Raw genomic sequence first — 23,376 nt, 5'->3', positions numbered from 1 at the left:
TCTGTGGATATCGATGTTCGTCCAGGATCAGTGGGGCTCGAACTGGCGCAACTTGTCGGGGTTGACGACGAAGAAGATCCGCTCGACGCCGCGTTCGGTGGCGTCGAGGGCGAGGATCGCCTGGGGTGTGCCGGTGCGGTCGGTGACGAGCATGCCGGCGCCGCCGTTGACGTCGACGACGGTGAAGGTGGCGTCCTGCCAGTACTTGCGCAGGATGTTGTCGATGAACAGGACCACCCGTTCGGCGCCGTGCAGGTCGATCTTCGAGGCGTGCACCTTGCCGCCGCCGTCCGCGCGGGCGACCGCGTCGTGGGTGAAGAGCCGTTCGAGCGATTCGAGGTCGCCGTTGCGGGCGGCCGCGACGAACGTCTCGAGCAGCTCGCGGCGGACCTCGGGCGGCACCTCGGCGGCCCGGCCGGACTCCAGCGCCTGCCGCGCCCGCCGGGCCAGCTGGCGGGCGTTGACCTCGGAGATCTCGAGGATCTCGCCGATGTGCCGGTAGGAGTAGTCGAACGCCTCGTGCAGGACGTAGACGGCCCGCTCGGCGGGGCTGAGCTTCTCGAGCAGCACCAGGACGGCGAGGTCGAGCGCCTCGGCCCGCTCCGCGCCCAGCGTGGGGTCCTCGCTGGTGTCGACGGGCTCGGGCAGCCACTGCCCGACGTACGTCTCGCGGCGGGCGCGGGCCGACGTCGCCGCCGTCAGGGCCAGGCGGGTCGTCGTGGTCGTGAGGAACGCGGCCGGGTTGCGCACCTCACGGCGGTTGGCGCCCTGCCAGCGGATCCACGCGTCCTGGACGATGTCCTCGGCCTCGGCGACGCTGCCCAGCATGCGGTAGGCGATGCCGAACAGCTGCGGGCGCACGTCGAGGAACTCCGCGACGTCTGCATCGCGGACCTCGTCGGGCTCGGCGACGTCGTCCCTGCTCACCCCCTCAACATACGGGAGGAAGGACTACCTCGCGGCCTGCGCGGCCTGCCAGTCCGCGAGCGTGGTCGGGCCCTGCTCGGCCTCGCCGGCCGGGACCAGCGTGGTCTCCTCGAGGGGAGCGCCGAAGTACCGCGCCGACGGGTCGGTGCGCACCTCGCGCGGGTCCTGCCGGGCTGCGAGCGTGGCGCGGACGAGTTCGTCGAGGCGGAAGCGCTCCGGCCCGGCGATCTCCTCGATCCCGTTCAGCGGGCCGCCGACCGCAACCCGGGCGACGGCGGCAGAGACGTCCTGGGCGGCGATCGGCTGGATGTACACCGGCGCGAGCCGGACCACGCCGTCCTCCGTCGCGTCGTCGGTGATGCCCTCGAGGAACTCGAAGAACTGCGTCGCGTGGACGATCGAGAACGGCACCGCGGACTCGGTGATCAGCCGCTCCTGCACGATCTTCGCCCGCATGTAACCGCTCTCGGCGAGCTTCTCGGTGCCGACGACGGACAGCGCGACGTGGTGGCCGACGCCGGCCTTCTCCTCGGCGGCGAGGATGTTGCCGGTCGCCGTCCGGAAGAACTCCATCGCCGGCTCGGTGTCGAACGACGGCGAGTTCGACACGTCGACGACGACGTCGGCGCCGTCGAGCGCCTCGGACAGCCCCTCACCCGTGATCGTGTTGACGCCCGTGTTGGGCGCGGCCGGCACGGCCTCGTGGCCCTCTCCGGCGAGGATCGAGACGACCTTGGAGCCGATCAGCCCGGTGCCACCGATGACGACGATCTTCATGGTGCTGCCTTTCGCGAGGGTCTGCGCGGTCGGTGACCGCCCTACATCAGGACGACCGGACAGCCTGCCGAAGCGTGACAGCGTGACGGCGGCGGATCGGGGCTCACGCGGTGAGGCGGGCGGCGTAGCTGCCGGGGGTGCGGCCGAAGTGCCGGCGGAACGCGCCGATGTAGCCGTTGGCGCTGCGGTAGCCGACCCGGGCCGCAACCGCGGCGACCGGCAGCTGGTCGGCCAGCAGCGGCAGCGAGGCGCGCAGCCGGACCCGCGTGCGCCAGTCGGTGAACGTCATGCCGGTCTCGGCGAGGAACGCGCGGCGCAGGGTCTTCTCGCTGACGTGCAGGGCGGTGGCCCACTCGCGCAGCCCGCGGCCGTCGGCGGGCTGCGCGACGATCGCCTCCGCCAGCGCGCGGGCCGGCGCATCGACGGGCATCGGGACGTCGGGCGCCGGGCCCGGGTCGGGACGGAGCAGGTCGACGAGGAGCGCGCGGGCCCGCTGGGCGGCGACGACGGTGGTGGCGGTCCAGTCGACGACGCAGTCGGCCGGCAGGAGGTAGAGGCAGTAGAGCTGGGTCGGCCGGGTCGCGCGCAGGGCGTGCGGCGTTCCGCCGGGGATCCAGACCGCGTGCGACGGCGGCAGGGTCCAGCTGCCGTCCGCGGCCTCGACCGCGAGCTGGCCGTGCGCGACCCAGGACAGCTGGTGCTCGGCATGCTCGTGGGTGCCGAAGCCGCTCTGCCGGGGGAGGTCGAACCGGGAGAGGTGGAACGCCTCGGGGTCGTCGATACCGGCGCCGAACGACCGCGCGAACACCCGTACCTCCCGTGACGATCGTCGACGATGTGTCCGCGCCCAGGTGCGACCTGACCGCTGGGTTGGACCCCATCAGGTTAGTCGACCCTAACCTGGCGTGATGCCCACCCCGACCCGCGGCCCCGGCCGCAGCCTGCTGAGCGAGGTGTCCGCCGGCGGCGGCGCGTCCTCGTCGCCGGCCTGGCCTGCGGGCTGGCCGGCCAGCTCGCCTACCTGGCGACACCGGCGCTGGTGCAGCGCGCCGTCGACGACGGCCTGGACGCGGGGGAGCCGGGCCGGGCGGCCGGGTGGGCTGCCGCCGTCGTCGCGACTGCGTTAGTGGTGCTGGTGGGCGGGCTGCTGGGGGAGCGGCTGACCCGGCACGCGGCCAACGCGACGGCGCAGGACCTGCGCGAGCGGCTGCTGGACCGCGCCGGCGCCGCCGACGGAGCCGTGGCGGCCCGCTTCGACCGCGGCGACCTGGCCTCGCGCGCCGAACGCGACGTCGCCGCCGTCGCCGACTGGGTCGACAAGCTCACCTACTGGACGCTGGCGATCGGGACCATCCTCGTGGTGGTCCCGGCCATGGCCACGCTGCACCCGCGGCTGCTCGTCGTCACCGCCGTCATGGCGCCGCTGGTCGTCCTGACCCAGCTGATCTTCCCGAGCCGCTACGGGGCGGCCGCCGAGCGGGTCGCCGGCGCCCACGCGCAGCGGGCCGGCGCCGTCGAGGAGCTGCTGTCGGCGCTCGGTGCGGTGCGCGGCCTCGGCGGCACCGGACGCCTGGTCCGCCGGCACGCCGACGCCAGCGCCGAGGTCTCGCGGCAGACCCTGGCGCTGGCCCGGATCGCCGCCTGGTGGGCCGCGGTGCCGCCGTCGGTACCGCGGCTCGCGATCGCCGCCGGGCTGGCCGCCGGTGGGCTGGCGGTGCTGGACGGCGACCTCAGCATCGGCGGGCTGATCGCCTACACGTCGTGGATGACCATGCTCACGATCGCGCTGAGCTTCCTGGTGCTGCTGGTGTCGAACCGGCGCGACGCCGAGGTGTCCGGGACGCGGATCGCGGCGGTGCTGGACGTGGAGGTGGAGGTGGACGTGCCCCGCCCCGTGAGGGAGGGTCCCCACCCTACGGGCGGGCACCGACAACCGCCGGAACCGAGCGGGAACGCGCACCCGCCGGACGTTCCCTCCGTCCTGCCGGACCGGGGCGAGCTGTGGCTGATCGACCTGTCCGCCCGGACCGGCGCGGACGGGGCGCCGACGCCGCCGCTGCGGCTGACGGCGGCGCCCGGCGAGCTGGTGGTCCTGCGGGGGCCGGTCGGCAGCGGCAAGTCGTCGCTGCTGCGCGTCGTGGCCGGGCTGGACGCGCCGGCCGCGGGCACCGTCTGCTTCGGCGGCGTCGACCTCGCGCTGGCCGGCCGCGAGGAGTGGTGGGCGCGGCTCGGCTACGTGCCGCAGCGCCCACTCGTGCTGACGGGCACCGTCCTGGACAACGTGCGGCTGGGACGCGACGCCGGCGACGACGAGGTCGCCTGGGCCTGCGCGGTGGCCGGCGCCGACGGCTTCGTCGGCGAGCTGCCCGGCGGGTACGAGACGGCGGTCGGCGAGCGGGGGACGACGCTGTCCGGCGGGCAGGTGCAGCGGCTCGCGCTGGCCCGCGCCGTGCTCGGGCGGCCGAAGGTGCTGCTGCTCGACGACGTCACCTCGGCCATCGACGTGGTCACCGAGCGGGCGATCCTGGACCGGCTGCGCGCCGACCTGCCGGAGACGGCGATCGTCGCGGTCTCGCACCGTTCGCAGATCCGGGAGCGAGCCGACCGCGTCGTCGACCTCCTCGAGCCGGTCACCGCGGGGAGGGCCGATGGCTGAGGCGCCGGTCCTCGCCGAGGCGCCGCCCACCCGCGGTGCGTTCCGGCGCTTCGCCGCGTTCGCCCGGCCGCACCGCCGCGAGGCCGTCGGCGCGCTCGCCGTCAGCGTCCTCAGCGCCGGCTCGTTGGTGGCGATGGCGCCGCTCATCGGCCGCGCGATCGACGAGCTCGTGCAGCGGTCCCGGTCCGGCCTGTTCACGACGGTGGCCGTGCTCGCCGTCGTCGTGGTCGCCCGGATCTTCCTGCTGCGGACGTCGGAGGTGCTGCTCACGCGCGTGGGCGAGCGGGTGGTCCGCGAGCTGCGCGACACCGCCGTCGCCCGGATCGCGTCGGCCCCGCTGCGGTTCATCGAGTCGCACCGGGTCGGCGACCTGCTGCAGCGCACGACCGGCGAGGTCGCCGTCGTCACCGACTTCGTCCGCCAGCAGCTGCCCGACGTCGTGAACCTGTCGCTGTCGCTGCTGCTCACGCTCGTGGTGCTGGTGTCGTACTCGTGGCAGCTGACGCTGATCACGCTGGCGGTGACGCTGCCGGCGACCTGGCTGGTCATCCGCTGGTTCCGGCGCGACGCGACGACGGCGTACGCTGCGGCCGCGACGGGCCGGGCCGGGCTGGCCGCGATGTTCACCGAGACGCTGACCGGCCGCGAGACGCTGCACCTCATCGGCGGCATGGCCGACCGGCGGCGCCGGTTCGCCGCCCGCAACGCCGAGCTGCGCGCCGTCGAGGACCACACCGTGGACGTCGAGCTGCGGCTGCGCGGGGTCGGCTTCCTCGAAGGCCTGTCCGTGGCGGTGCTGTTGGTGGCGGGCGCCTGGCTGGCCGGGTCCGGACGGGTCACCATCGGCACGGTCGCGGTGTTCGTGCTCGCCGTCGCGAACCTGTTCGAGGGCGTGCTGCGGCTGTCGCAGGTGCTCGGCGAGCTGCAGTCGACGGCGGTCAGCCTGGCCCGGCTGCTCGACCTGCTGGACCGGACGGCGACCCCGGCGGCACGGCAGGCGTCGCCGTCGTCGCCCTCGGCGCCGGAGTTGCCCGCCGCCGGTGACCTCGTCCTGCGAGGGCTGCGCTACGCCTACCGCGACGGCGTCGACGTGCTGGCCGGCGTCGACGTGACGTTCCCGCACGGCGCGCACGTCGCGATCGCCGGTCCGACGGGGTCGGGGAAGAGCACGCTGGTGAAGCTGGCCAGCGGCCTCTACCGGCCCGACGGCGGCAGCGTCACCTTCGCCGGGGTCGACCTCGCGGACGTGCCCGAGGGCGAGGTGCGCCGGCGGATCGTGCTGGTCCCGCAGCAGGTGCACCTGGTCACCGGCACGCTTGCCGACAACCTCGCGCTGGTCCCACACGCGCCGACCCGCGAGGAGATGCGCGACGCGGCCGAGCGGCTCGAGCTGGGCGCCTGGCTGGCCGGGCTGCCCGACGGGCTGGAGACGCTGGTCGGCTCGCACGGCGGCGCGTTGTCGGCGGGGGAGCAGCAGCTGGTCGGCATCATCCGGGCGGCGCTGGTCGACCCGGCCGTCCTCATTCTCGACGAGGCGACGGCCGACCTCGACCCTGGAGTCGCCGCCCGCATCGAGACCGCCGTCGACCGGATCCGCGCGGGCCGCACGCTGATCCTCGTTGCGCACCGGCCCGAGACGATCGCCCGGCACGCCACCGTCGTCCGGGTCGACGACGGTGTCGTCACCGTCACGTGAGGGGTGGGACGGGGCCGCCGCCCGGCACTGCGGCGGCCCCGTCCCGGCGGGGTCAGCGCTGCTCGACCACGCGGAAGATGAGGGTGTCGGTGAACTTGCGGCCGTAGACGTCGGTCGCGGTCACGTGCGCCCGGTGCGTGCCCGCGCGCAGGTCGGCAGGGAGCTCGAAGCGCCACAGGTGCATGGTCCGGTCGGCGGGGCCGCCGCCGTGGACCAGTTGCTCCGCGATCGCGGCCGGGTCGGAGTACTCCGGGCCGACGAGCTGGTCCTCGCCGCGCATCGGCTGGGTGCGGACGGCCTGACGGGGCCGGCCGTGGTCGATGCGGACGCTCACCGTGGAGCCGGTGGAGCCCATGAAGAAGTTCGTGGTGAGCCAGGTCGTGCCGGCCAGGTCGGCCCGGTCGATGACGAGCGGGTCGCCGAGCTCCGGCGCCGGCGTGGTGGGCTCGTCCTCGTCGTTCCACGCGTCGCGGGCGACGTACCACTCCCGGTAGGTGGGGCTGTTGAGGCCGAGCTGGGTCTGCACCCGGTCGTTCTCGCCGGTGACCGTGAACCGCTCCTGGAAGCGGTTGTCGTTCAGGTCGAGCGTCAGGACACCCGGCCGGCCGCCGTCACGCTGCAGCGCGGTGGGATAGCCGTCCTCGGTGACCCGGCCGGAGAACCAGTCGCCCGCGATCGCGCCCGCGGTCAGGTGCGGGAAGGGCAGGCCCTCGAGGCCGAACAGGTCCCTCCACCCCTTCATGAGGTCGCCGGTACGCATGTTCTCGATCGAGTGGCTGTGCCCGGCCAGCGCGACCGCCCGGCGGCCCTCCAGCATGGCGTACACCTCGTTGGCCTGGTCGACCTGGTGGATCATGCTGCCCTCGTCGGCGTAGTTCATCAGCGCGATGTGGCCGGCGATCACGATGAGCTTGTCGCGGTCGACCTTGGCCAGGTCGCGGCGCAGCCACTCCATCTGGGTGTCGTCGATGCGGCCGTTGTAGCGCGGCCGGGTCGTCGGGTTGTTGCACTCTGGGTGCCGGCCGTCGGCGTTGTCGAGCTCCGGCGTGCACGGGTAGCGGACGGTGTTCAGCGCGATGATGTGCGCCTCGCCGACGTCGTAGGAGAAATACGCCGGCGCGAGCTGCGCGCGGAACGTGTCGAACGAGTGCTCCGGCGTGGCGGAGTCGAAGTCGAGGTCATGGTTGCCGGGGAGGAACCGGGCCGGCCCGTTCGTCTGGGCGGTCAGCTCCTTCACCTCGTCGTACAGCGAGAGGTCGTCACCGACCACGTCGCCGAGGAAGAGGCTGCCGCAGCCCTGGTAGTCGTTGCGCCGCGCGAGGTCGCGGATCGCGCCCTTGCGCGCGTACTCGACCTCGGTGATGTTGTACGTCTGCAGGTCGCCGGCCATGATGCAGCTGAGCTGGCGGTCGTCGGTGAGCCTGCTCTCCACCAGCGGGAAGTTCACCGCGTCCGGGATCGCGCCGGTCGGGCTGATGCCGCCGTAGCGCAGGGTGGGCGACCCCGCGGGCAGGTGGTTGTAGTGGAACTGCGCGACGTTGAACTCGTCGACCGGCACCTGGTAGCCCGCGGGCTGGGTGACGAAGACGGTCATGTTGTCGTAGACGGGCAGCCGGTAGCGCCCGCGCGAGTCGGTCGTGGCGACGTCGCGCCCGTTGGACACCTCGACGCCGGCGATGCCGCGCTCGCTCCGGTCGTGGCGGCTGTCACGGTCGCGGTCGTCGAAGACGGTGCCGTTCAGCACCGTCGGGTCGGCGGGGCCGTCGTCGCTGCGGACGACCTCGATCTGGCCACGGTAGGCGGTCCGGTCCCAGTCCTGGTGCCGCCCGGACGCGGCGGCGCCGGGCGCCGCGACGGCCGCTCCGACGGCGACGACGGTCGCCACCGCCACGAGGGTGCGCTTTCTCGAAGACATGCAGGCTTCTCCCTGTAGTCGTCGGGTGCCGGCCGGGGGTGACCGGCCCGAGCGACTCTTCCCGACAGGGCTGAATTCCTACCGACGAGATCGATAACGTCAGAAATCGCCCACGAGAACCGCGGTGGCGACTACTAGTGCGGATAGTTGTCACGCGCGCGAGACGGCTCCGCCGGCCGCTCACTGTTGATCATGGAGAAGGTCGGTTTCCGAGGCGCTGTTGAGCCGACCTTCTCCATGATCAACAAGGATTCGACCCCCTATAGGTGGTCGGATCCTTGATGATCACGGGGAGGGGGAGGCGAGGTGGGCGGCGAGGTGGGCCACCACTGCGCGGGCGTCGTCCTCGATGCCGTGGATGAAGGTCGACCGGCGACGGCGGAGGACGGGGAGGCCGAGCGCATAGAGGCCCGGGCTGGCGACGACGCCGCCGTCGTGGCGGAGGCGGCCCTTCTCGTCGACCACGGGGACGTCGAGCCAGGAGTAGTCGGGGCGGTAGCCCGTCGCCCAGACCACGGTGCGGATCTCGCCGCTGCGCAGGTCCAGCTGCAAACGCGGGGCGGCGGGCACGCGGGTCGGCTCGAAACGCTCGCCAGCGGCGCCGTCGCCGGCCCACTCGTCGAACGTCCCCAGCAGCCGGTCCATTTTCAGGTCGGCCAGCGCGAACACGTTGCGCAGGCCGCCGGAGAACAGCGCCCGGCCGTCGCGCACCGCCGCGAACCGGCCGACCAGCTCCACTCCGAGCGCCGAGAGCGCGTTGAGGTCCAGCGTCGAACGCTCGGGGGTCCCGACGAGCTGTGGTGACGGGAGCCGCCGGGCCCGCTCGAGGTCGTCGATCTCGTCGTGGCGCTGGTCCCACACGCCCGACGCGTCCATCCACCAGAGCACGTCGCGCCCACGATAGACGCGCGGCAGCCGGACGTGCTCGCCGACCGACAGGGTGACCGGGCGGCCGGAGCGCTGGATCTCGGCCGCCAGCTGCACGCCGGTGGCCGACGCTCCGACGACCAGGACGCCGCCGTCGGGCAGGGCGGAGGGGTCGCGGTAGTCGAACGACGTGAGCTGCTCGATCTCCTTCGGCACGGCGTCCGCCAGAGCCGGTACGACCGGCCGGTTGCAGGCGCCGCTCGCGATGACGACGGCCCTGGCCTCGACCGGGCCCTGGTCGGTCGCCACCACGTAGCCGTCATCGGACCGGCGCGCCGAGGTCACCGTCGTCCCCGTCCGCACCGGCGCATGCGAGAACCGCGCGAAGCGGTCCAGCAACCCGACGACCTCGCCCATCGACAGGTAGCCGTCCGGGTCCGGGCCGTCGTAGGGCAGCCCGGGCAGGCCGCTCTGCCAGTTCGGCGTGAGCAGCCGCAGCGAGTCCCAGCGCTCGTGCCGCCACGAGTTCGCCACCTCGCCGCGCTCGAGCACGACGTGGTCGATCGACCGCTCGCTCAGGAAGTGGCTGGCGGCGAGGCCGGCGTGACCGGCCCCGATGACGACGACGTCGACCCGGCCGGCGTCCCGGCCGGCCAACTCAGGCGACCGTGACGGAGACGTCCGTGGGGTTGGTCAGCGCGTCGAAGACGGCGGAGCGCTTCTGCGACTGCGCCACCAGCGCCTCGATCTCCTCCTGGGAGGCGTCGGCGTCGATGCTGAAGGTCACCCGGACGTCGTTGAAGCCGTTGCGGACGTCGCTGTCGGCGCCAAGGATGCCGCGGATGTCGTGGTTGCCCTCGACGGTCGCCTCGACGGAGCGCAGCTGGATGCCGCGGTTCTGCGCGACGGAGGCGACGCCGGCGGTGAGGCAGCTGGCCAGGCCGACGAGCAGGTACTCGATGGGCGTGATGCCGTTGTCCTGGGCGGCGAAGACCTCGGGGTGGTCGGCGTCGAACACCGCCTCGCTCTTGTGCGTCTGCTCGGCGCCGAGGCCGAAGAAGTTCTGGATCCGCGTCTGGCTGTGCACGCCGTTGCTCCACGTCGACTGCGCCCGCCACGTGAACTGGGCGGCCTCGGGCGCGCCCTTCAGCACGTCGCGCGCGTCGAGCAGCGCCTGCACGTTGACCCCGTTGTCGATCGTCATCTCGCCGATGCCCCTCTCGCCGGTACCCGAGATTCCCTACGGTCTTGCTGGACAATACACCGCGGCGGCCGAAAGTGGGGACTGCTTATGATCGGGGGCATGACGCCGGCTTCGACCCTCGCGGCCGGCTCGGCCGGCACCGTCGAGACCCACTTCGTCGACCTGCCGGCGCCCGTGCGGCTCGACTCCGGCGGCGAGCTGCACCCGGTGCGCGTCGCGTACGAGACCTACGGCACCCTGGCGCCGGCCCGCGACAACGTGATCCTCGTCTGTCACGCGCTCAGCGGCGACGCCCATGCGGCCGGAGTGTCGGCGACGGCGGCAGCTGCCAGCACGCGCGACGGCTTCGGGGCCGACGACCGCGACGGCTCGGCCGGCAAGGCACTGGGCTGGTGGGACGGCATGATCGGCCCGGGCAAGGCGTTCGACACCGACCGCTACTTCGTCGTCTCGACCAACCTGCTGGGCGGCTGCCGCGGCACGACGGGGCCGTCGTCCACGGACCCGGCGACGGGGGAGCCGTACGGCCCGGACTTCCCGGTCGTCACCGTCGCCGACATGGTGCGCACCCAGCGCGCGTTCCTCGACGAGCTCGGCATCGAGCGGCTGGCCGCGGTCGCGGGCGGCTCGCTCGGCGGCATGCAGGCGCTGCAGTGGGCGGTGCTGTACCCGGACGCCGTCGACGCCGTCGTGGTCATCGCCAGCACGCACGCGCTGCACCCGCAGGGCGTGGCCTGGAACGCCATCGCACGCGAGGCGATCATGCGCGACCCCGACTGGCAGGGCGGGCGCTACCACGGCACCGGCCGGGCACCCGACGCAGGCATGGGCGTGGCGCGCATGGTCGGGCACATCACCTATCTGTCCGCGCCGGCGCTCGAGGACAAGTTCGGCCGGCGGCTGCAGTTCGCCGACGACGTCCGCTACACGCTCACCGAGCCGGAGTTCGAGGTCGAGAACTACCTGCGCCACCAGGCCGAGACGTTCGTGCAGCGGTTCGACGCCAACACCTACCTGACCATGTCGCGGGCGCTCACCTACTTCGACCTCGCACGCCAGCACGGCGACGGCTCGCTGGCCGCGGCCCTGGCCGGGGTGCGGGCGCGCACGCTGCTCATCGCGTTCAGCTCCGACTGGCTCTACCCGCCGGCCGCGTCCGAGGAGCTGGCCGGCGCGCTCACCGAGCAGGGCCTGCCGGCCGAGCTGCACGTCATCGACGCGCCGTACGGCCACGACTGCTTCCTCCTCGAGGAAGCCCGGCAGACCCCGATCATCCAACGGTTCCTGGAGGGACAGTGACCGACCGCGTCGAACAGGACCGGACGTTCGGGTTCGAGACCCGGCAGCTGCACGCCGGGCAGCGGCCCGACCCCAACACCGGCGCCCGCGCCGTGCCGATCTTCCAGACCACGAGCTACGTGTTCGAGGACCCGGAGTCCGCGGCGGCCTACTTCAACCTGCAGGAGTACGGCAACACCTACTCCCGCATCATGAACCCCACCGTCGCGGTGTTCGAGGAGCGCGTCGCGAACCTCGAGGGCGGCGCCGGCGCCGTAGCGTTCGCCAGCGGCATCGCCGCGCAGGCCGCCGCGCTGTTCACGCTGCTCGAGCCCGGCGACCACGTCGTCTCGTCGTCGGCGCTCTACGGCGGCACGGTGAACCAGCTCAAGCACCTGCTGCGCAAGATGAACGTCGAGCTGACCTGGGTCGACCCCGACGACGTCGACGCCTGGCGCGGCGCCGTGCGGGCGAACACGAAGGCGTTCTTCGCCGAGACCATCGGCAACCCGGCCGGCAACGTGCTCGACATCGAGGCCGTCGCGACCGTCGCCCACGAGTACGGGCTGCCGTTGATCGTCGACAACACGTTCGCCACCCCGTACCTGTGCCGGCCCATCGAGTGGGGCGCCGACATCGTCGTCCACTCCGCCACCAAGTTCCTCGGCGGTCACGGCACCAGCATCGGCGGCGTCGTCGTCGAGGCCGGCACGTTCGACTGGTCGAACGGGCGCTATCCCGTGGTCGCGGAGCCGTCGCCGGCCTATCACGGCCTGAAGTTCCACGAGACCTTCGGCATGTACGGCTACCTCATGAAGCTGCGCGCCGAGACCCTGCGCGACCTCGGCGGCGCGATGTCGCCGTTCAACGCGTTCCTGTTCCTGCAGGGCCTCGAGACGCTGTCGCTGCGCATGGAGCGCCACGTCACCAACGCGGCGGCCGTCGCGGCCTACCTCGACGCGCACGAGCTGGCGTCCAACGTCACCTACGCCGGGCTCGCATCCAGCCGGTACGCGCCGCTGGTCGCGAAGTACCTGCCGGGCGGGGCGGGCGCGGTGTTCTCGTTCGACTGCGCCGGCGGCCGCGACGGGGGACAGGAGCTGATCCGCGGCATGTCGCTCTGGTCCCACCTGGCCAACGTCGGCGACGCGAAGAGCCTGGTCATCCACCCCGCCAGTACCACACACCGCCAGCTCAGCGACGACGAGCTGACGGCGGCCGGCGTGGCGCCGGGGACGGTGCGGCTGTCGGTCGGCACCGAGTCCGTCGACGACCTCATCTGGGACCTCGAACAGGGCTTCACGCACGTCCGGAAGGTGGCGACGGCATGACGGACCTCGACCTCGACCTCGCGCGCTACCAGGACCCGCTGACCATCCAGCGGGTCCTGAACGGGGCCAAGACCATCGCGATCGTCGGCCTGTCCGCCAACGAGCTGCGGGCCAGCTACTTCGTCGGCTACTACCTGCAGCGCCACGGCTACCACGTCATCCCGGTGAACCCGCGCGAGACGACGATCCTGGGCGAGAAGAGCTACCCGAGCCTGCGCGACGTGCCGGAGCCGATCGACATCGTCAACGTCTTCCGCGCGCCCGACGCCGTGCCCGGCATCGCCACCGAAGCGGTCGCCGTCGGCGCCAAGTCGATGTGGTGCCAGTTCGGCGTCGTCAGCGAGGAGGGCGCGCGCATCGCCGACGAGGGCGGCCTGACGGTCGTCATGGACCGCTGCCTCAAGGTCGAGCACGCCCGCTACGTCGGGCGCATGCACTGGCTCGGGTTCAACACTCAGCGCATCACGTCGGTCCGCGCCGGCCTGCAGTGAGCCGGCCTGCGGTGAGCAGGACGCAGCAGCGTCCTTCGGCGGGGTCGAGGCGGGCCTCGAGGGTGCCGGGCGCGAGTTCGTCGGCCAGGGCGGCGAGCAGGGCGTGGTTCATGCCGCAGACCAGCTCGGTGTGGGTCTGTGCGAGCGGGTGGAACGGGCAGTTGGCCAGCACGACGGTGTGATCCTGGCGGCGCGGCTCGTAGCCGTTCTCGCTCAGCGTGTCGGCGGCCAGGTGGAGCGCGTGGTCGGGGTCCGTGGTCTTCGGCGTGGTGGCCGCGCCGGCCAGCCGGCGGCCGTGCTCGCGGGCGACGCGGGTCAGGGCCTCGCCGACGGGGGCGCCGGTGGCGGCCGCGTCGCTGATGGCGCGGGCCATGAGGTCGGCCGCCAGCTCGTAGCGGCGATCCGGCAGCGAGACGGCGACCCGCTCGGCGGCGCGCCGGTACAGCTTGGCCGGGCGGCCCGCGCCCGGGCCCGTGCGGCCGGTCAGCCGGGCGTACTCGGCCTCGAGCAGGCCGGCCTCCTCGAGCCGGTCGAGGTGGAACTTGGCCTGGTGACGCGGGAGCTCCAGCGCCGCCGCGGCCTGGTCGCGGCCGACGGGGCCGGGCTGGGCGCAGACGTAGAGGTAGAGCTCGCGCCGGGTGTCGTCGGCCAGCGCGCCGATGCCGGCGACGTGATCCTCGAACTCCGCCACGGTGGCTCCCTCGGTCGTCTCGAGTCGTATCGAACGGATCCCTTGACGATAGGCGCTGGTAATTCTAACGTAGAGAGATCAATCCGTTAGAAGGAGTCAACATGGCCCAGACCAGCGGAACCACTCTGTCGCGGACGTGGAGCACCCCCACCGGCCGCGCCTTCCTCCTGTTGCGCACGGCCTTCACCGTCGCGCCGATCCTGTTCGGCCTCGACAAGTTCCTGAACTGGATGGTCGACTGGCCGATCTACCTGGCGCCCTGGATCAACGACATCGTGCCGGGGAGCGCGGCCGACGCCATGAAGATCGTGGGCGTCGTCGAGATCGCGGCCGGCCTCCTGGTCGCCGTCGCACCCCGCATCGGCGGCTACGTGGTGGCCCTGTGGCTGGCCGGCATCATCGTGAACCTGCTGACCATCCCGGACTTCTACGACATCGCCCTGCGCGACTTCGGCCTCTTGATCGGCGCCCTCGCCCTGGCCCAGTTGGCCGAGGGGGCGCACCGCGAGGGCGGCAGCAGTTGACGCCGTCGCCGCTCATTGTCACGTTCCGCGGCTATGGTCGGTCAGTAGTGCATCCGAGTGCACTGGCCGAGCCGCGAGGTAAGAGTGGGAGACCGGGTTTCAGACGGCTTCGGGTCCGAGCAGACGTCCCGGGGTAGGCGTCAAGCAGACCGCGGCTGGTCCCGCCCGCCGCCAGCGCACCGGCTGGAAGGGTGAGGCCATGACCAACGACTCCGAGCCGCGCATCCAGGGCGCCGTCCTGCATGTCAGCGACCTCGAGCCGGCGACCGCGTTCTACACCGAGCTGCTGGGGCTCGAGGTCGCCCGCCGCACCGCTGACGCCGTCATCCTGGCGACCCGGGCCGGCGCCTTCTCGCTGGCGCTGCGCCAACGGCCGGTCCGCCGGGTCACCGACCGGACGGTGCAGGCGCTGGTCTGGCGGGTCGCGAGTCTCGACCGGCTGGACCGGATCGAGCAGCAACTCGCCGGCCTGGGCGCCAAGTCGACCCGGCACGTGCTCGCCGAGGACCCGACCACACTGGTCAGCACCTGGGACCCCGACGGGCAGCGGGTCGTCTTCGTCCACCACGACGGCGAGGAGGACGTGCCGCAGACGATTCCGCCCGAGGTGTTCTGGTACTGAATCGCGGGTCATGGCCGATGCTGGTGTGATGTACGAGCGTCTCACCGTGCACCAGCGCATCACACCGATGGTCAACCGGTACGCCGTCCACACCCTCGGCATCGACGGCCGCGAGGGCGAGCTGATCGCGTTCGCGCAGCAGAAGCGCATGGCGCTCAAGGAGCAGGTCACCTTCTACGCCGACGAGGACCGCTCGGACCCGCCGCTGTTCGCGTTCAAGGCCCGCTCACGACTCGACGTCGGCGCCGGCCACGACGTCACCGGCCCGGCCGGCGAGCCGATCGGCTGGTTCAAGAAGGAGTTCCGCAAGTCGCTGACCCGGTCGACCTGGACGCTCGGCGAGCCGTCGCTGGGGCTGGAGGCCGTCGGCCGGGAGCGCAGCCAGGGGGTGGCGATCGTGCGGCGCGTCTGGGACATCGTGCTCAACGACGTTCCCGGCCCGTGGCGGTTCCACTTCGACTTCACCACCGCCGACGGCACGCTCGTCATGTCCTCGGAGCGTCGCAAGACCCTGCGCGACGCCTACGACGTCGAGCTGCCCGCCCTGCCCGACGGCTCCCGCCTCGACTGGCGGCTGGGCGCGGCCATGGCGGTGGCGCTGGACGCGCTGCAGTCCCGCTGATCCGGCGGCCCACCGAGGATGTCGATGAGTGGAGGGTGCGGGGGCGAAAGATGGCCACGTGCTCCCATTCTTTTATAGCAGAGTTCCGGCGATCTCATGAGCCAGAAAATTTGGATCTAAGGTGGCGTACCTCGGAACGGAGCTCATGAGGTGAATCCCTTGACGACCAGCGCATTCGACCTTCCCGGCCACCTCGCCCACAAAGCCGACCCGGCCTTGATCGCCGCCGACGACCAGCATTTCGCCCGCATCCGCGAGAGCCTCGAAGAGACCATCGCCGAGCTCGACGAGCGGCTGGCCGCCGAGCTGAAGCGGCCCGGCGGCAGCGGCCAGGAGGCCATGGACCGCGACCTCGAGGTCCACCGGCTGACCAGCCGCCTGCGCACGCTGCGCCGGTTCGGGCTGGACCTCTGCCTCGGGCACATGGTCACCGCCGACCACTCCGAGCCCGTCTACGTCGGCCGCCTCGGCCTCACCGACCGCGCGGGCCACCGCCTGCTGCTCGACTGGCGTGCCCCGGCGGCCGAGCCGTTCTTCGGTGCGACGCACGCGAACCCCATGGGCCTGGCCAGCCGCCGCCGGTACCGCTGGACCCGCGGCAAGGTCGGCGACTACTGGGACGAGGTGTTCGCCGCCGACGACTTCGACGGGCACGCCGCGGCGCTCGACGACCAGTCGGCGTTCATCGCCAGCCTCGGCGGCACCCGGTCCGGGCGCATGCGCGACGTGCTGGGGACCATCCAGGCCGATCAGGACGCCATCATCCGCGCGGGCTCGCGCGGCGCCCTCGTCGTCGACGGCGGGCCGGGGACGGGGAAGACGGTCGTCGCGCTGCACCGCACGGCGTACCTGCTCTACTCCGACCCGCGGCTCGGGCACCGGCGCGGCGGGGTGCTGTTCGTCGGGCCGCACCAGCCGTACCTCGCCTACGTCGCCGACGTGCTGCCGAGCCTGGGCGAGGAGGGCGTGCGCACCTGCACCCTGCGCGACCTCGTCCCCGACGGCCACAAGGCGGCGGCCGAGCCGGACCCCGTCGTCGCCCGGCTGAAGTCGTCCGTCGACATGGTGAAGGCGATCGAGAAGGCGGTCCGGTTCTACGAGGAGCCGCCGACCGAGGCCATGACCGTCACCACCCTCTGGGACGACGTGCGGCTCAGCGCCGAGGACTGGGCCGAGGCGTTCGAGGCCGCCGACCCCGGCATGCCGCACAACGAGGCGCGCGAGGAGATCTGGTCAGCGCTGGTCGCGATCCTGCTGGACCGGCAGAAGGAGGACGTCCCCGAAGACCGGTTCGCGGCGTCGCTGCGGCAGAACCGGCCGCTGGTCACCACGTTCAACCGGGCCTGGCCGGTGCTCGAGGCGGCCGACGTCGTGGGCGACCTGTGGTCCGTGCCCGCCTACCTGCGTCTGTGCGCGCCGTGGCTCGGCGCAGACGAGGTGAAGCTGCTGCAGCGGGCCGAGGCGCAGGCGTGGACGGTGCCGGACCTGCCGCTGCTCGACGCCGCGCGGCTGCGGCTCGGCGACCCCGAGACCTCGCGGCGCCGGCGCCGGCAGGAGGCCGAGGTGGCCGCCCGCCGCGCGAACATGGCCGACGTCGTCGACCACCTCATCGAGACCGACGACTCCGAGATGGCGCTGATGTCGATGCTGCGCGGACAGGACCTGCAGGGCGCCCTGGTCGACGCCGCCGTGCTGCCCGACCTCGACCCCGACGAGCTCGCCGGCCCGTTCGCCCACGTCGTCGTCGACGAGGCCCAGGAGCTGACCGACGCCGAGTGGCAGATGCTGCTGCAGCGCTGCCCGTCGCGCAGCTTCACCATCGTCGGCGACCGCGCGCAGGCCCGCCACGGGTTCACCGAGACGTGGCAGGAGCGGCTCGCGCGGATCGGCCTCGACCGCGTCGAGATCGCCGCGCTGAGCATCAACTACCGCACGCCCGAAGAGGTCATGACCGAGGCCGAGCCGGTCATCCGGGCCGCCCTCCCGGACGCCAACGTGCCGACGTCCATCCGCAGCACCGGCGTCCCTGTCACGCACGGGCCGGTGTCGGAGCTGCGGACGATCCTCGACACCTGGCTCGCCGCCCACGTCGACGGCGTCGCCTGCGTCATCGGCGACCCGGCGTTCGCGCCGACGACCCGGGTCCGGTCGCTGACCCCGGAGCTGGCGAAGGGCCTCGAGTTCGACCTCGTCGTCCTCGTCGACCCCGAGGACTTCGGCACCGGCATCGAGGGCGCGGTCGACCGCTACGTGGCCATGACCCGCGCCACCCAGCAGCTGGTCGTCCTGACCAGCTCCTGAGCCCGGGGTCGCACCAGGGACGCCCACGGGTGCGAGCGGGCGGTGCGGGCGCGACGCTGAGGAGTGCGCGCGCCCGCACCGCGCGAAGGGGGTGCCCGATGTCCGCACGGCGGCAACTGCCCGCGCTCGACGGCGCGGTGGCGTGGATCGGCTCCGCGCCGCTGCGCCCCGCCGACCTGCACGGCCACGTGGTCCTGGTGAACTTCTGGACGCTGACCTGCATCAACTGGCTGCGCACGGCGCCCTACGTCCGCGCCTGGGCCCGGGCGTACCGCGACGACGGGCTGGTCGTGGTCGGCGTCCACACGCCGGAGTTCTCCTTCGAGCACGACGGCGACCGCGTGCGGCGGGCGACGGCGCGCCGGTCGATCGAGTACCCCGTCGCCGTCGACAGCGACTACCGGATCTGGTCCGCCTTCGACAACCACTACTGGCCGGCGCTCTACTTCGCCGACACGGGCGGGCTCGTCCGCGACCAGCACTTCGGCGAGGGCCGCTACGCGTGGTCGGAGCGGCTGCTGCAGAAGCTGCTCGGCGTGGAACGCGAGCTGGTCACCGTCGCGGGGGAGGGTGACGAGGCCGAGGCCGACTGGGACCGGCTGCGCACCGGTGAGACGTACCTCGGCTCGTGGCGCGGCGAGCGCCGGGCGGACGTGCCGCCCGAGCGGCTGCGCCACCAGCAGTGGACGCTGCGCGGTGAGTGGACCGTCGGCGGCGAGTGCGTCGTGCTCGGTGCGCCGGGCGGCAGCGTCGCCATCCGCTTCCACGCCCGCGACGCGCACCTGGTCCTGTCACCCGGTGCTGGCGGCGGTCCGGTGCGGTTCCGGGTCCTCCTCGACGGCGCCGCGCCCGGCCCGTCGCACGGCGCCGACGTCGACGCGGACGGGAACGGGATCGTCGACGACGGGCGCATGTACCAGCTCGTCCGCGTGCACGACGGCGTCCGCGAGCGCACCGTCGAGGTCGTCTTCCTCGACGCCGGCGCCGAGGCCTACGCGTTCACGTTCGGCTGACCGGCGAGCCTGCTCACTCCCAGGTCGCCGTCGCGGGGTCGACGCCGTGGGCGGCGGCGTTGGCGTCGACCACCTCGCGTAGCCAGCCGGCGAGCCCGGCTCCGAACTGCTCGTAGTGGGCGACGAACTCCGGGTCGTCGGCCTGGCAGCGCAGCAGAGCGACGTGCATGGCGTGGGTGCAGTCGAAGTAGGCGCCGATGCTGGCCCGGTGCCGCTCGGCCAGAGCGTTGGCGGCCGGGCTGCCCGGCGCCACGCCGTCGCGGTGTGCGGCGGCGAGGTCCTCGTACAGGGCGGTGACGCCGGCCGCGATCTCGCGCCAGTCGTCGGCGGTGCGGGTCGCGGAGCGCTCGGCGAACTGGCGCCACTGCGGGGTGTCGCCCCACCGCTCGCGCGCCTGGCCGGCCCACTCCGGCCGCCAGTCGGTGCCGAACAGCGCCACCTGCTCCTCGGGGGTCAGCAGCACGCCGCCCTCTTCCGCCTCGATCATGCGGTCGACGGCGTCGACCATGCCGCGCAGCCGGTCGATGCGGGCGACCAGCTGCTCGCGCTGATCGCGCAGGGGCACGGCCGCGCTGAGCGACGGCTCGTCGAGCAGTTCGGCGATGCGCTCGAGCGGCAGGCCGAGCTCGCGGTACACGAGCACGCGGTGGATCCGGGCGACGGCGGCCGCGTCGTACAGGCGGTAGCCGCTCGCGGTGCGGCCGGACGGCGAGACCAGCCCGACGGCGTCCCAGTGGTGCAGGGTGCGGACGGTGACGCCGACCAGCGCCGCCGTGGCGGCGACGGTGAGTCCGTCGTCGCCACGCTCGTCGTCGGGGCCCGGGCTGGTCACGCCCCCCAGTCTGGCAGCTGCCGCCGTCACGCCGGGGGAGCCTCGATGCCGACCGCCCGCCAGTTCGCGGCCAGGTCGGAGTCCGGATCCCACGGCCGGGCCGCCGTCATGACGACGTGGGCCCGCTCCGGCGTGACGACGTGCAGCTCGAGCGAGTTCCACGGCGTCGGCTCCGGTCCGGTCGTGCTCCCGGGCAGGGTCGCCTCGCAGGACCGCACGAGGCCGTCGAGCTGACTCTCGACGCACGAGAAGCTCACCGTCATCGTCGGCCGCTCGGACGCCGCCGGGCCCGGCACCAGCAGGACGTCCTGGAAGGCCCAGCGGCGCAGGTGGGTCACGCCGCCAGGAACCGTGAAGAGGTCGATGAACCCCAGACCGTTCGTCCAGAAGTCCACCGACGCTGCCAGGTCCTCCGTCGGGACGATGACGAACATCGGCATGCCGTAGATACCCCGATAGACCTCCGGCGCGACGGCGTCGGGGCCCGGTTCCGGGACGGGACTGATCTCGAAGGCGTTGAAAGTGTCGGTCATGCCGTCGATGCTGAGGTCTGACGTAGCGTGAGGGTCAAGCCGGGTTTCTTGTGGGTGTCGCCTACGGTGGGCGGATGACGGTGCGGGAGCGGCGACCGGCCGACGTGGAGCCGCTGGCCGAGGTGCTGGTCCGCCTGCACGCGGCGACGGGGTACCCGCACGTCCTGCCGGACGACCCCGAGGCCTGGATCGCCGGCCCCGCCGACCTGGCCGCCTTCGTCGCTGTCGACGTCGACGGGGGTAGTCGCGTGGTCGGCCAGGTCGGCATCGAGCCGGCCGCCGCCACCGACCACGGCGGCGCGGGCTCGGCCCTGCGGCAGGCCTGGAGCGCCGCCCACGGCCGGCCGGTCGAGGAATGCGCCACGATCGGCCGCCTGTTCGTCGACCCGGACCGGGCCGGACTGGGCCACGGAACCGCTCTTCTGACCGCCGCGGTCGGCTGGATCCGCGCCCACGACCTCGCGCCGTGCCTCGACCTCTTCCCCATGGGCCCGACCGCGACCGTCCAGCGCTGGTACGAGTCCCACGGCTGGGTCGTCGCCGGCACCGCCTGCCCATCCTGGCGCCGCCCCGGCTGGCCACCCCTCGTCGCCATGATCATCAAGGATTGATGGGGTCAGGGCACCACCGATCCTTGATGATCATGGGACCGGACGGGACAGCCGGGCCTGCACCTGCGGGCGGTTCCGGTCCAGCCGCGGGCGGTGAGGACGCGGGCCTGTTCGGCGGCCACGGCGCAGGGGTTGCCGAACACGTCGGCGTGGCCGTAGCGCAGCGTGGCGCGGCCGTCGACGGTGGCGTCGTTGTCGCGGTGGTGGTCGCGGAAGCGTCCTTCGCCGGTGTGGCCGAGGCGGCCGTCGAGCTCGACCCGCACCCGATACTGCTCGTAGTCGACGTCGATCCAGCTGACGCGCTGGCCGGCGACGCGGCGTTGGCGGCAGCCGGTGGGCAGGCCGTGGGCGCGTTCGACCCGGCGCAGGTGCCGCAGTTCCAGCGGCGACTGTGCCCCGGACGCCACGTCGTCGAGCATGGCCTCGACCATGGCTCGCCAGCGGATCTTCTTCCGCCGCGCCAGCGCCCCGGCCAGCCGGTCGGGCCTGGTGAGGCGGCGCTGGCAGGCCGCCGTCACCCAGCCTTCTGCCTCGCGCGGGTGCGACGCCGCGTCGACGAGGTCCAGGACGGTGTCCTCGACCCGGGTGCGCGGCGGGTTCTTCGACGGGTGTCGGGTCCGCGCGAGACGGTGCGCGAAGTGGACCCGCACGCCGTCGATGCGCGGCTCCACGTACCGGTCGGCGGGAACGGTCACGTGGATGACCTCGCCGGGCTCGTCGCACAGCCCGTCGAGGTAGGCGGCCGTGCGGTGACTGGCGACGGCGCCCGGACCGGCGCGCAGGAGCGCCGCCCACACCTGCGCCTCGAACGGCAGCGGGCCGGAGAACATCGCGTACACACCGGCGTGCGCCCGCTGCCACCGCCCGGACCGCACCGCCCAGCGCAGCGCCTCGACCGTCAGGCCGGACGCGAGCACCTGGGCGCGGCTCGCCATGCCCTGCTGGGCACCGGCCAGCTCATCGAGATCGGTCACCCGTCAAGCCTGATCGGGCGATGGGCCGCGCGCCAGGCCCGAATCGCGATCTGTGGACAACCATGATCATCAAGGATCGGTGTGGGCAGGACCCCACCGATCCTTGATGATCATGGAATGTCAGGGGGCGTAGAGCTCGACCTGGGTGAGCCAGAGCCGCTCCGGGAAGCCGGCCGAGCCGCCACCCGCGGGCTGCACCAGCCGGACGTGCGTCGCACGGCGGGCAGGAGCGTCGTGGACCGAGTACGGCGTCTCCGGGCCGGACGTCACCTCGACCCAGGGCTCCCAGGCGCCGTCGTCGCCGTCGCGGGTCTCGAGCCGGTAGGTCGCGCTGCTGTGGTAGCTGAGCTGGTACTCCGGCCAGTGCAGGACGGCGCGACCGAGTAGGCGCGGCCCGGCCAGCGCGATCTCGACCGTGTGCTCGGCCGCCGAGTCGGCAGACGCCCAGCTGGTCCGGCGGTTGCCGTCCGTCAGCACCGGCGTCACGTCGGTGTAGGGCTGGGCTACAACGACCGGGCCCATGAGGTGCGGCTGCAGCCGGTTGTCCGACCCGCGGTGCCACAGCAGCGGCGTCGCGGTGTCGTCGACGAGGTGGGCCATGGTGACCGGGCCGTCGGTGTCGCTGAGGAAGTCGTTGCGCATGAGCACGGTGACGTGCGCGTAGTAGGCCGGCAGGCCGGTCGCGAAGAAGTCGTCCTCGTCGGGCAGCCGCTCGCCGTAGGCGTTGAACGACAGCGAGTGTGGACCGCGCTGCGGCTCGATCTTGGCCAGCTCGTCCTCGGCGAACGCCTCGTGGATCTCCCAGGCCGACAGCGGAATCCCGTCGCGCTGGTAGTGGACGTCGAAGTCCGTGTCCATCATGACCCATTTGTCCAGCTCCGACGCCCAGACCTCGGCGACGACGTGCTCGTCGACGGGCGGGTCGGCGACGGCCTCGTCGCCGATGCGGTAGTGGTCGGAGAGGCCGCGGTGCAGGTTGATCATCCGGGCCGGCAGCCCGAGCGCGAGGCAGCACTGCACCAGCGACACCGAGTAGTGCACGCAGATGAAGTGCTCGACGCCGCGGGAGCCACGGTCGAGGATCAGCAGCGCGTTCCACTCCGGCATCCGGTAGGGGATGTGGTGCGGGAACAGCGACTTGATCCAGTCGCGCAGCCGGATGGCCTTCTCGACGTCGGTGCCCTCGCCGGCCACCTCCTCGAGCGGGAACCGCTCCCGCAACTCGGCAAGAACCGGGTGGTCCGGGTCCTCCGAGGTGAACGGCAGCGCGGTCGCGCCGGGCGCCTGCAGGTCGTAGTAGACGTCGCCGACGGCGTGCGCGTTGGCGGTCCCGAGGAAGCTGTCGACCCGCGTCGTCGCGCCGGCCTCGCGGGCCAGGTTCACCCGAGGGAACGTCGGCAGCACGGGCAGCTCGTCGAGCCGGTCCATGCGGGTGAGGATCTCGGTGCGCCACTCGGCGAGCCGTTCGTCCAGCGTGCGGTAGTCGGCGTGCTCCTGCACGGTGTCCTCCA

22 protein-coding genes are annotated in these 23,376 nt (G+C 72.8%); 11 read left to right on the top strand and 11 right to left on the bottom strand.

Translation table 11 applies throughout. The annotated features are described in order from the left end of the window. Positions 1 to 27 precede the first annotated feature (27 nt). The 3 genes from HD601_RS28885 to HD601_RS36110 all read right to left on the bottom strand — a co-directional run bounded on the left by HD601_RS28885 (position 28) and on the right by HD601_RS36110 (position 2,512). The gene (locus tag HD601_RS28885; protein WP_184827835.1) at positions 28 to 927 is read right to left on the bottom strand and encodes an RNA polymerase sigma-70 factor; all 900 of its coding nucleotides are present in this window, start codon (positions 925 to 927) and stop codon (positions 28 to 30) included. Between the two features lie 24 nt (positions 928 to 951). Next, complete coding sequence (locus HD601_RS28880) at positions 952 to 1,704, bottom strand: SDR family oxidoreductase (RefSeq protein WP_184827833.1); 753 nt, start codon at positions 1,702 to 1,704, stop codon at positions 952 to 954. 103 nt (positions 1,705 to 1,807) lie between these two features. Further along, positions 1,808 to 2,512: a helix-turn-helix transcriptional regulator gene (locus HD601_RS36110; RefSeq protein ID WP_221441405.1), complete on the bottom strand. Its 705-nt coding sequence runs from the start codon at positions 2,510 to 2,512 to the stop codon at positions 1,808 to 1,810. Positions 2,513 to 2,692: 180 nt separating this feature from the next. Here HD601_RS36110 and HD601_RS28870 point away from each other — a divergent pair, with 180 nt between their 5' ends. Beyond that, the gene (locus tag HD601_RS28870) at positions 2,693 to 4,360 is read left to right on the top strand and encodes an ABC transporter ATP-binding protein (protein WP_184830257.1); all 1,668 of its coding nucleotides are present in this window, start codon (positions 2,693 to 2,695) and stop codon (positions 4,358 to 4,360) included. Continuing rightward, on the top strand, positions 4,353 to 6,056 hold the full coding sequence (locus HD601_RS28865) for an ABC transporter ATP-binding protein (RefSeq protein ID WP_184827831.1): 1,704 nt from the start codon (positions 4,353 to 4,355) through the stop codon (positions 6,054 to 6,056). The genes HD601_RS28870 and HD601_RS28865 overlap by 8 nt, the downstream gene beginning before the upstream one ends. Before the next feature lie 52 nt (positions 6,057 to 6,108). Here the strand turns inward: HD601_RS28865 and HD601_RS28860 are convergent, their stop codons facing one another. The 3 genes from HD601_RS28860 to HD601_RS28850 all read right to left on the bottom strand — a co-directional run bounded on the left by HD601_RS28860 (position 6,109) and on the right by HD601_RS28850 (position 10,042). Further along, a complete protein-coding gene (locus tag HD601_RS28860; protein WP_184827829.1) occupies positions 6,109 to 7,971 on the bottom strand; it encodes a calcineurin-like phosphoesterase C-terminal domain-containing protein in 1,863 nt (620 codons plus the stop codon). A 285-nt stretch (positions 7,972 to 8,256) separates the two neighbouring features. After that, positions 8,257 to 9,495: an NAD(P)-binding domain-containing protein gene (locus HD601_RS28855; protein WP_184827827.1), complete on the bottom strand. Its 1,239-nt coding sequence runs from the start codon at positions 9,493 to 9,495 to the stop codon at positions 8,257 to 8,259. 1 nt (position 9,496) lies between these two features. Continuing rightward, entirely contained in the window at positions 9,497 to 10,042 is a 546-nt protein-coding gene (locus HD601_RS28850) for an OsmC family protein (protein WP_184827825.1), read from the bottom strand. Positions 10,043 to 10,141: 99 nt separating this feature from the next. Between HD601_RS28850 and metX the strand changes: the two genes are divergently transcribed. From metX to HD601_RS28835, 3 genes are read left to right on the top strand one after another with little or no spacing between them, the layout of a single operon-like run. After that, on the top strand, positions 10,142 to 11,341 hold the full coding sequence (gene metX, locus HD601_RS28845; RefSeq protein ID WP_184827823.1) for a homoserine O-acetyltransferase MetX: 1,200 nt from the start codon (positions 10,142 to 10,144) through the stop codon (positions 11,339 to 11,341). Further along, positions 11,338 to 12,651, top strand: coding sequence for an aminotransferase class I/II-fold pyridoxal phosphate-dependent enzyme (locus tag HD601_RS28840; protein WP_184827821.1), 1,314 nt, complete (start codon positions 11,338 to 11,340; stop codon positions 12,649 to 12,651). Before metX ends, HD601_RS28840 begins: the two co-directional genes overlap by 4 nt. Further along, positions 12,648 to 13,142: a CoA-binding protein gene (locus tag HD601_RS28835; protein WP_184827819.1), complete on the top strand. Its 495-nt coding sequence runs from the start codon at positions 12,648 to 12,650 to the stop codon at positions 13,140 to 13,142. Before HD601_RS28840 ends, HD601_RS28835 begins: the two co-directional genes overlap by 4 nt. On the opposite strand, the gene HD601_RS28830 is transcribed toward HD601_RS28835, so the two are convergent. Then, positions 13,114 to 13,833 carry a helix-turn-helix domain-containing protein gene (locus HD601_RS28830; protein ID WP_184827817.1) on the bottom strand — a complete coding sequence of 240 codons (720 nt, stop codon included), beginning with the start codon at positions 13,831 to 13,833 and terminating at the stop codon, positions 13,114 to 13,116. The genes HD601_RS28835 and HD601_RS28830 overlap by 29 nt on opposite strands. 101 nt (positions 13,834 to 13,934) lie before the next feature. On the opposite strand from HD601_RS28830, the gene HD601_RS28825 reads away from it, so the two are divergent. From HD601_RS28825 to HD601_RS28805, 5 genes are all read left to right on the top strand, one after another. Then, complete coding sequence (locus tag HD601_RS28825; protein ID WP_184827815.1) at positions 13,935 to 14,357, top strand: hypothetical protein; 423 nt, start codon at positions 13,935 to 13,937, stop codon at positions 14,355 to 14,357. A 199-nt stretch (positions 14,358 to 14,556) separates the two neighbouring features. After that, on the top strand, positions 14,557 to 14,979 hold the full coding sequence (locus tag HD601_RS28820; RefSeq protein ID WP_184827813.1) for a VOC family protein: 423 nt from the start codon (positions 14,557 to 14,559) through the stop codon (positions 14,977 to 14,979). Between the two features lie 28 nt (positions 14,980 to 15,007). Beyond that, positions 15,008 to 15,601: a hypothetical protein gene (locus tag HD601_RS28815; protein ID WP_221441403.1), complete on the top strand. Its 594-nt coding sequence runs from the start codon at positions 15,008 to 15,010 to the stop codon at positions 15,599 to 15,601. Between the two features lie 150 nt (positions 15,602 to 15,751). Next, positions 15,752 to 17,902, top strand: coding sequence for an RNA polymerase recycling motor ATPase HelR (gene helR / locus HD601_RS28810; protein ID WP_184827809.1), 2,151 nt, complete (start codon positions 15,752 to 15,754; stop codon positions 17,900 to 17,902). A 98-nt stretch (positions 17,903 to 18,000) separates the two neighbouring features. Then, positions 18,001 to 18,915 (top strand): thioredoxin family protein, encoded by a 915-nt coding sequence (locus tag HD601_RS28805; protein ID WP_184827807.1) that lies wholly within the window; start codon positions 18,001 to 18,003, stop codon positions 18,913 to 18,915. Positions 18,916 to 18,928: 13 nt separating this feature from the next. Here the strand turns inward: HD601_RS28805 and HD601_RS28800 are convergent, their stop codons facing one another. Both HD601_RS28800 and HD601_RS28795 read right to left on the bottom strand, forming a co-directional pair. Beyond that, positions 18,929 to 19,747 carry a TipAS antibiotic-recognition domain-containing protein gene (locus HD601_RS28800; protein WP_184827805.1) on the bottom strand — a complete coding sequence of 273 codons (819 nt, stop codon included), beginning with the start codon at positions 19,745 to 19,747 and terminating at the stop codon, positions 18,929 to 18,931. A gap of 26 nt (positions 19,748 to 19,773) precedes the next feature. Continuing rightward, positions 19,774 to 20,280: a VOC family protein gene (locus HD601_RS28795; protein WP_184827803.1), complete on the bottom strand. Its 507-nt coding sequence runs from the start codon at positions 20,278 to 20,280 to the stop codon at positions 19,774 to 19,776. Between the two features lie 74 nt (positions 20,281 to 20,354). On the opposite strand from HD601_RS28795, the gene HD601_RS28790 reads away from it, so the two are divergent. Next, positions 20,355 to 20,891 carry a GNAT family N-acetyltransferase gene (locus tag HD601_RS28790; protein WP_184827801.1) on the top strand — a complete coding sequence of 179 codons (537 nt, stop codon included), beginning with the start codon at positions 20,355 to 20,357 and terminating at the stop codon, positions 20,889 to 20,891. 5 nt (positions 20,892 to 20,896) lie between these two features. Here the strand turns inward: HD601_RS28790 and HD601_RS28785 are convergent, their stop codons facing one another. Together HD601_RS28785 and HD601_RS28780 are read right to left on the bottom strand one after the other, a co-directional pair. Next, entirely contained in the window at positions 20,897 to 21,865 is a 969-nt protein-coding gene (locus HD601_RS28785; protein ID WP_221441401.1) for a type IV toxin-antitoxin system AbiEi family antitoxin domain-containing protein, read from the bottom strand. A 120-nt stretch (positions 21,866 to 21,985) separates the two neighbouring features. After that, positions 21,986 to 23,365, bottom strand: coding sequence for a transglutaminase domain-containing protein (locus HD601_RS28780; RefSeq protein ID WP_184827799.1), 1,380 nt, complete (start codon positions 23,363 to 23,365; stop codon positions 21,986 to 21,988). Positions 23,366 to 23,376: the final 11 nt, after the last annotated feature.

The sequence above is a fragment of the Jiangella mangrovi genome (assembly GCF_014204975.1).
Classification (GTDB): domain Bacteria; phylum Actinomycetota; class Actinomycetes; order Jiangellales; family Jiangellaceae; genus Jiangella; species Jiangella mangrovi.
The sequence above is the reverse complement of the archived record's forward strand: the minus strand, read 5'-3'. Positions and strand labels throughout refer to the sequence as shown.

Bases quoted from the DNA above. Each gene is read 5' to 3' on its own strand.
- HD601_RS28815 (WP_221441403.1), top strand. From the start codon at position 15,008: ATGTACGAGCGTCTCACCGTGCACCAGCGCATCACACCGATGGTCAAC.
- HD601_RS28860 (WP_184827829.1), bottom strand. From the start codon at position 7,971: ATGTCTTCGAGAAAGCGCACCCTCGTGGCGGTGGCGACCGTCGTCGCC.
- metX (WP_184827823.1), top strand. From the start codon at position 10,142: ATGACGCCGGCTTCGACCCTCGCGGCCGGCTCGGCCGGCACCGTCGAG.
- HD601_RS28805 (WP_184827807.1), top strand. From the start codon at position 18,001: ATGTCCGCACGGCGGCAACTGCCCGCGCTCGACGGCGCGGTGGCGTGG.
- HD601_RS28820 (WP_184827813.1), top strand. From the start codon at position 14,557: ATGACCAACGACTCCGAGCCGCGCATCCAGGGCGCCGTCCTGCATGTC.
- HD601_RS28790 (WP_184827801.1), top strand. From the start codon at position 20,355: ATGACGGTGCGGGAGCGGCGACCGGCCGACGTGGAGCCGCTGGCCGAG.
- HD601_RS28825 (WP_184827815.1), top strand. From the start codon at position 13,935: ATGGCCCAGACCAGCGGAACCACTCTGTCGCGGACGTGGAGCACCCCC.
- HD601_RS28795 (WP_184827803.1), bottom strand. From the start codon at position 20,280: ATGACCGACACTTTCAACGCCTTCGAGATCAGTCCCGTCCCGGAACCG.
- HD601_RS28850 (WP_184827825.1), bottom strand. From the start codon at position 10,042: ATGACGATCGACAACGGGGTCAACGTGCAGGCGCTGCTCGACGCGCGC.
- HD601_RS28865 (WP_184827831.1), top strand. From the start codon at position 4,353: ATGGCTGAGGCGCCGGTCCTCGCCGAGGCGCCGCCCACCCGCGGTGCG.
- HD601_RS28880 (WP_184827833.1), bottom strand. From the start codon at position 1,704: ATGAAGATCGTCGTCATCGGTGGCACCGGGCTGATCGGCTCCAAGGTC.
- HD601_RS28835 (WP_184827819.1), top strand. From the start codon at position 12,648: ATGACGGACCTCGACCTCGACCTCGCGCGCTACCAGGACCCGCTGACC.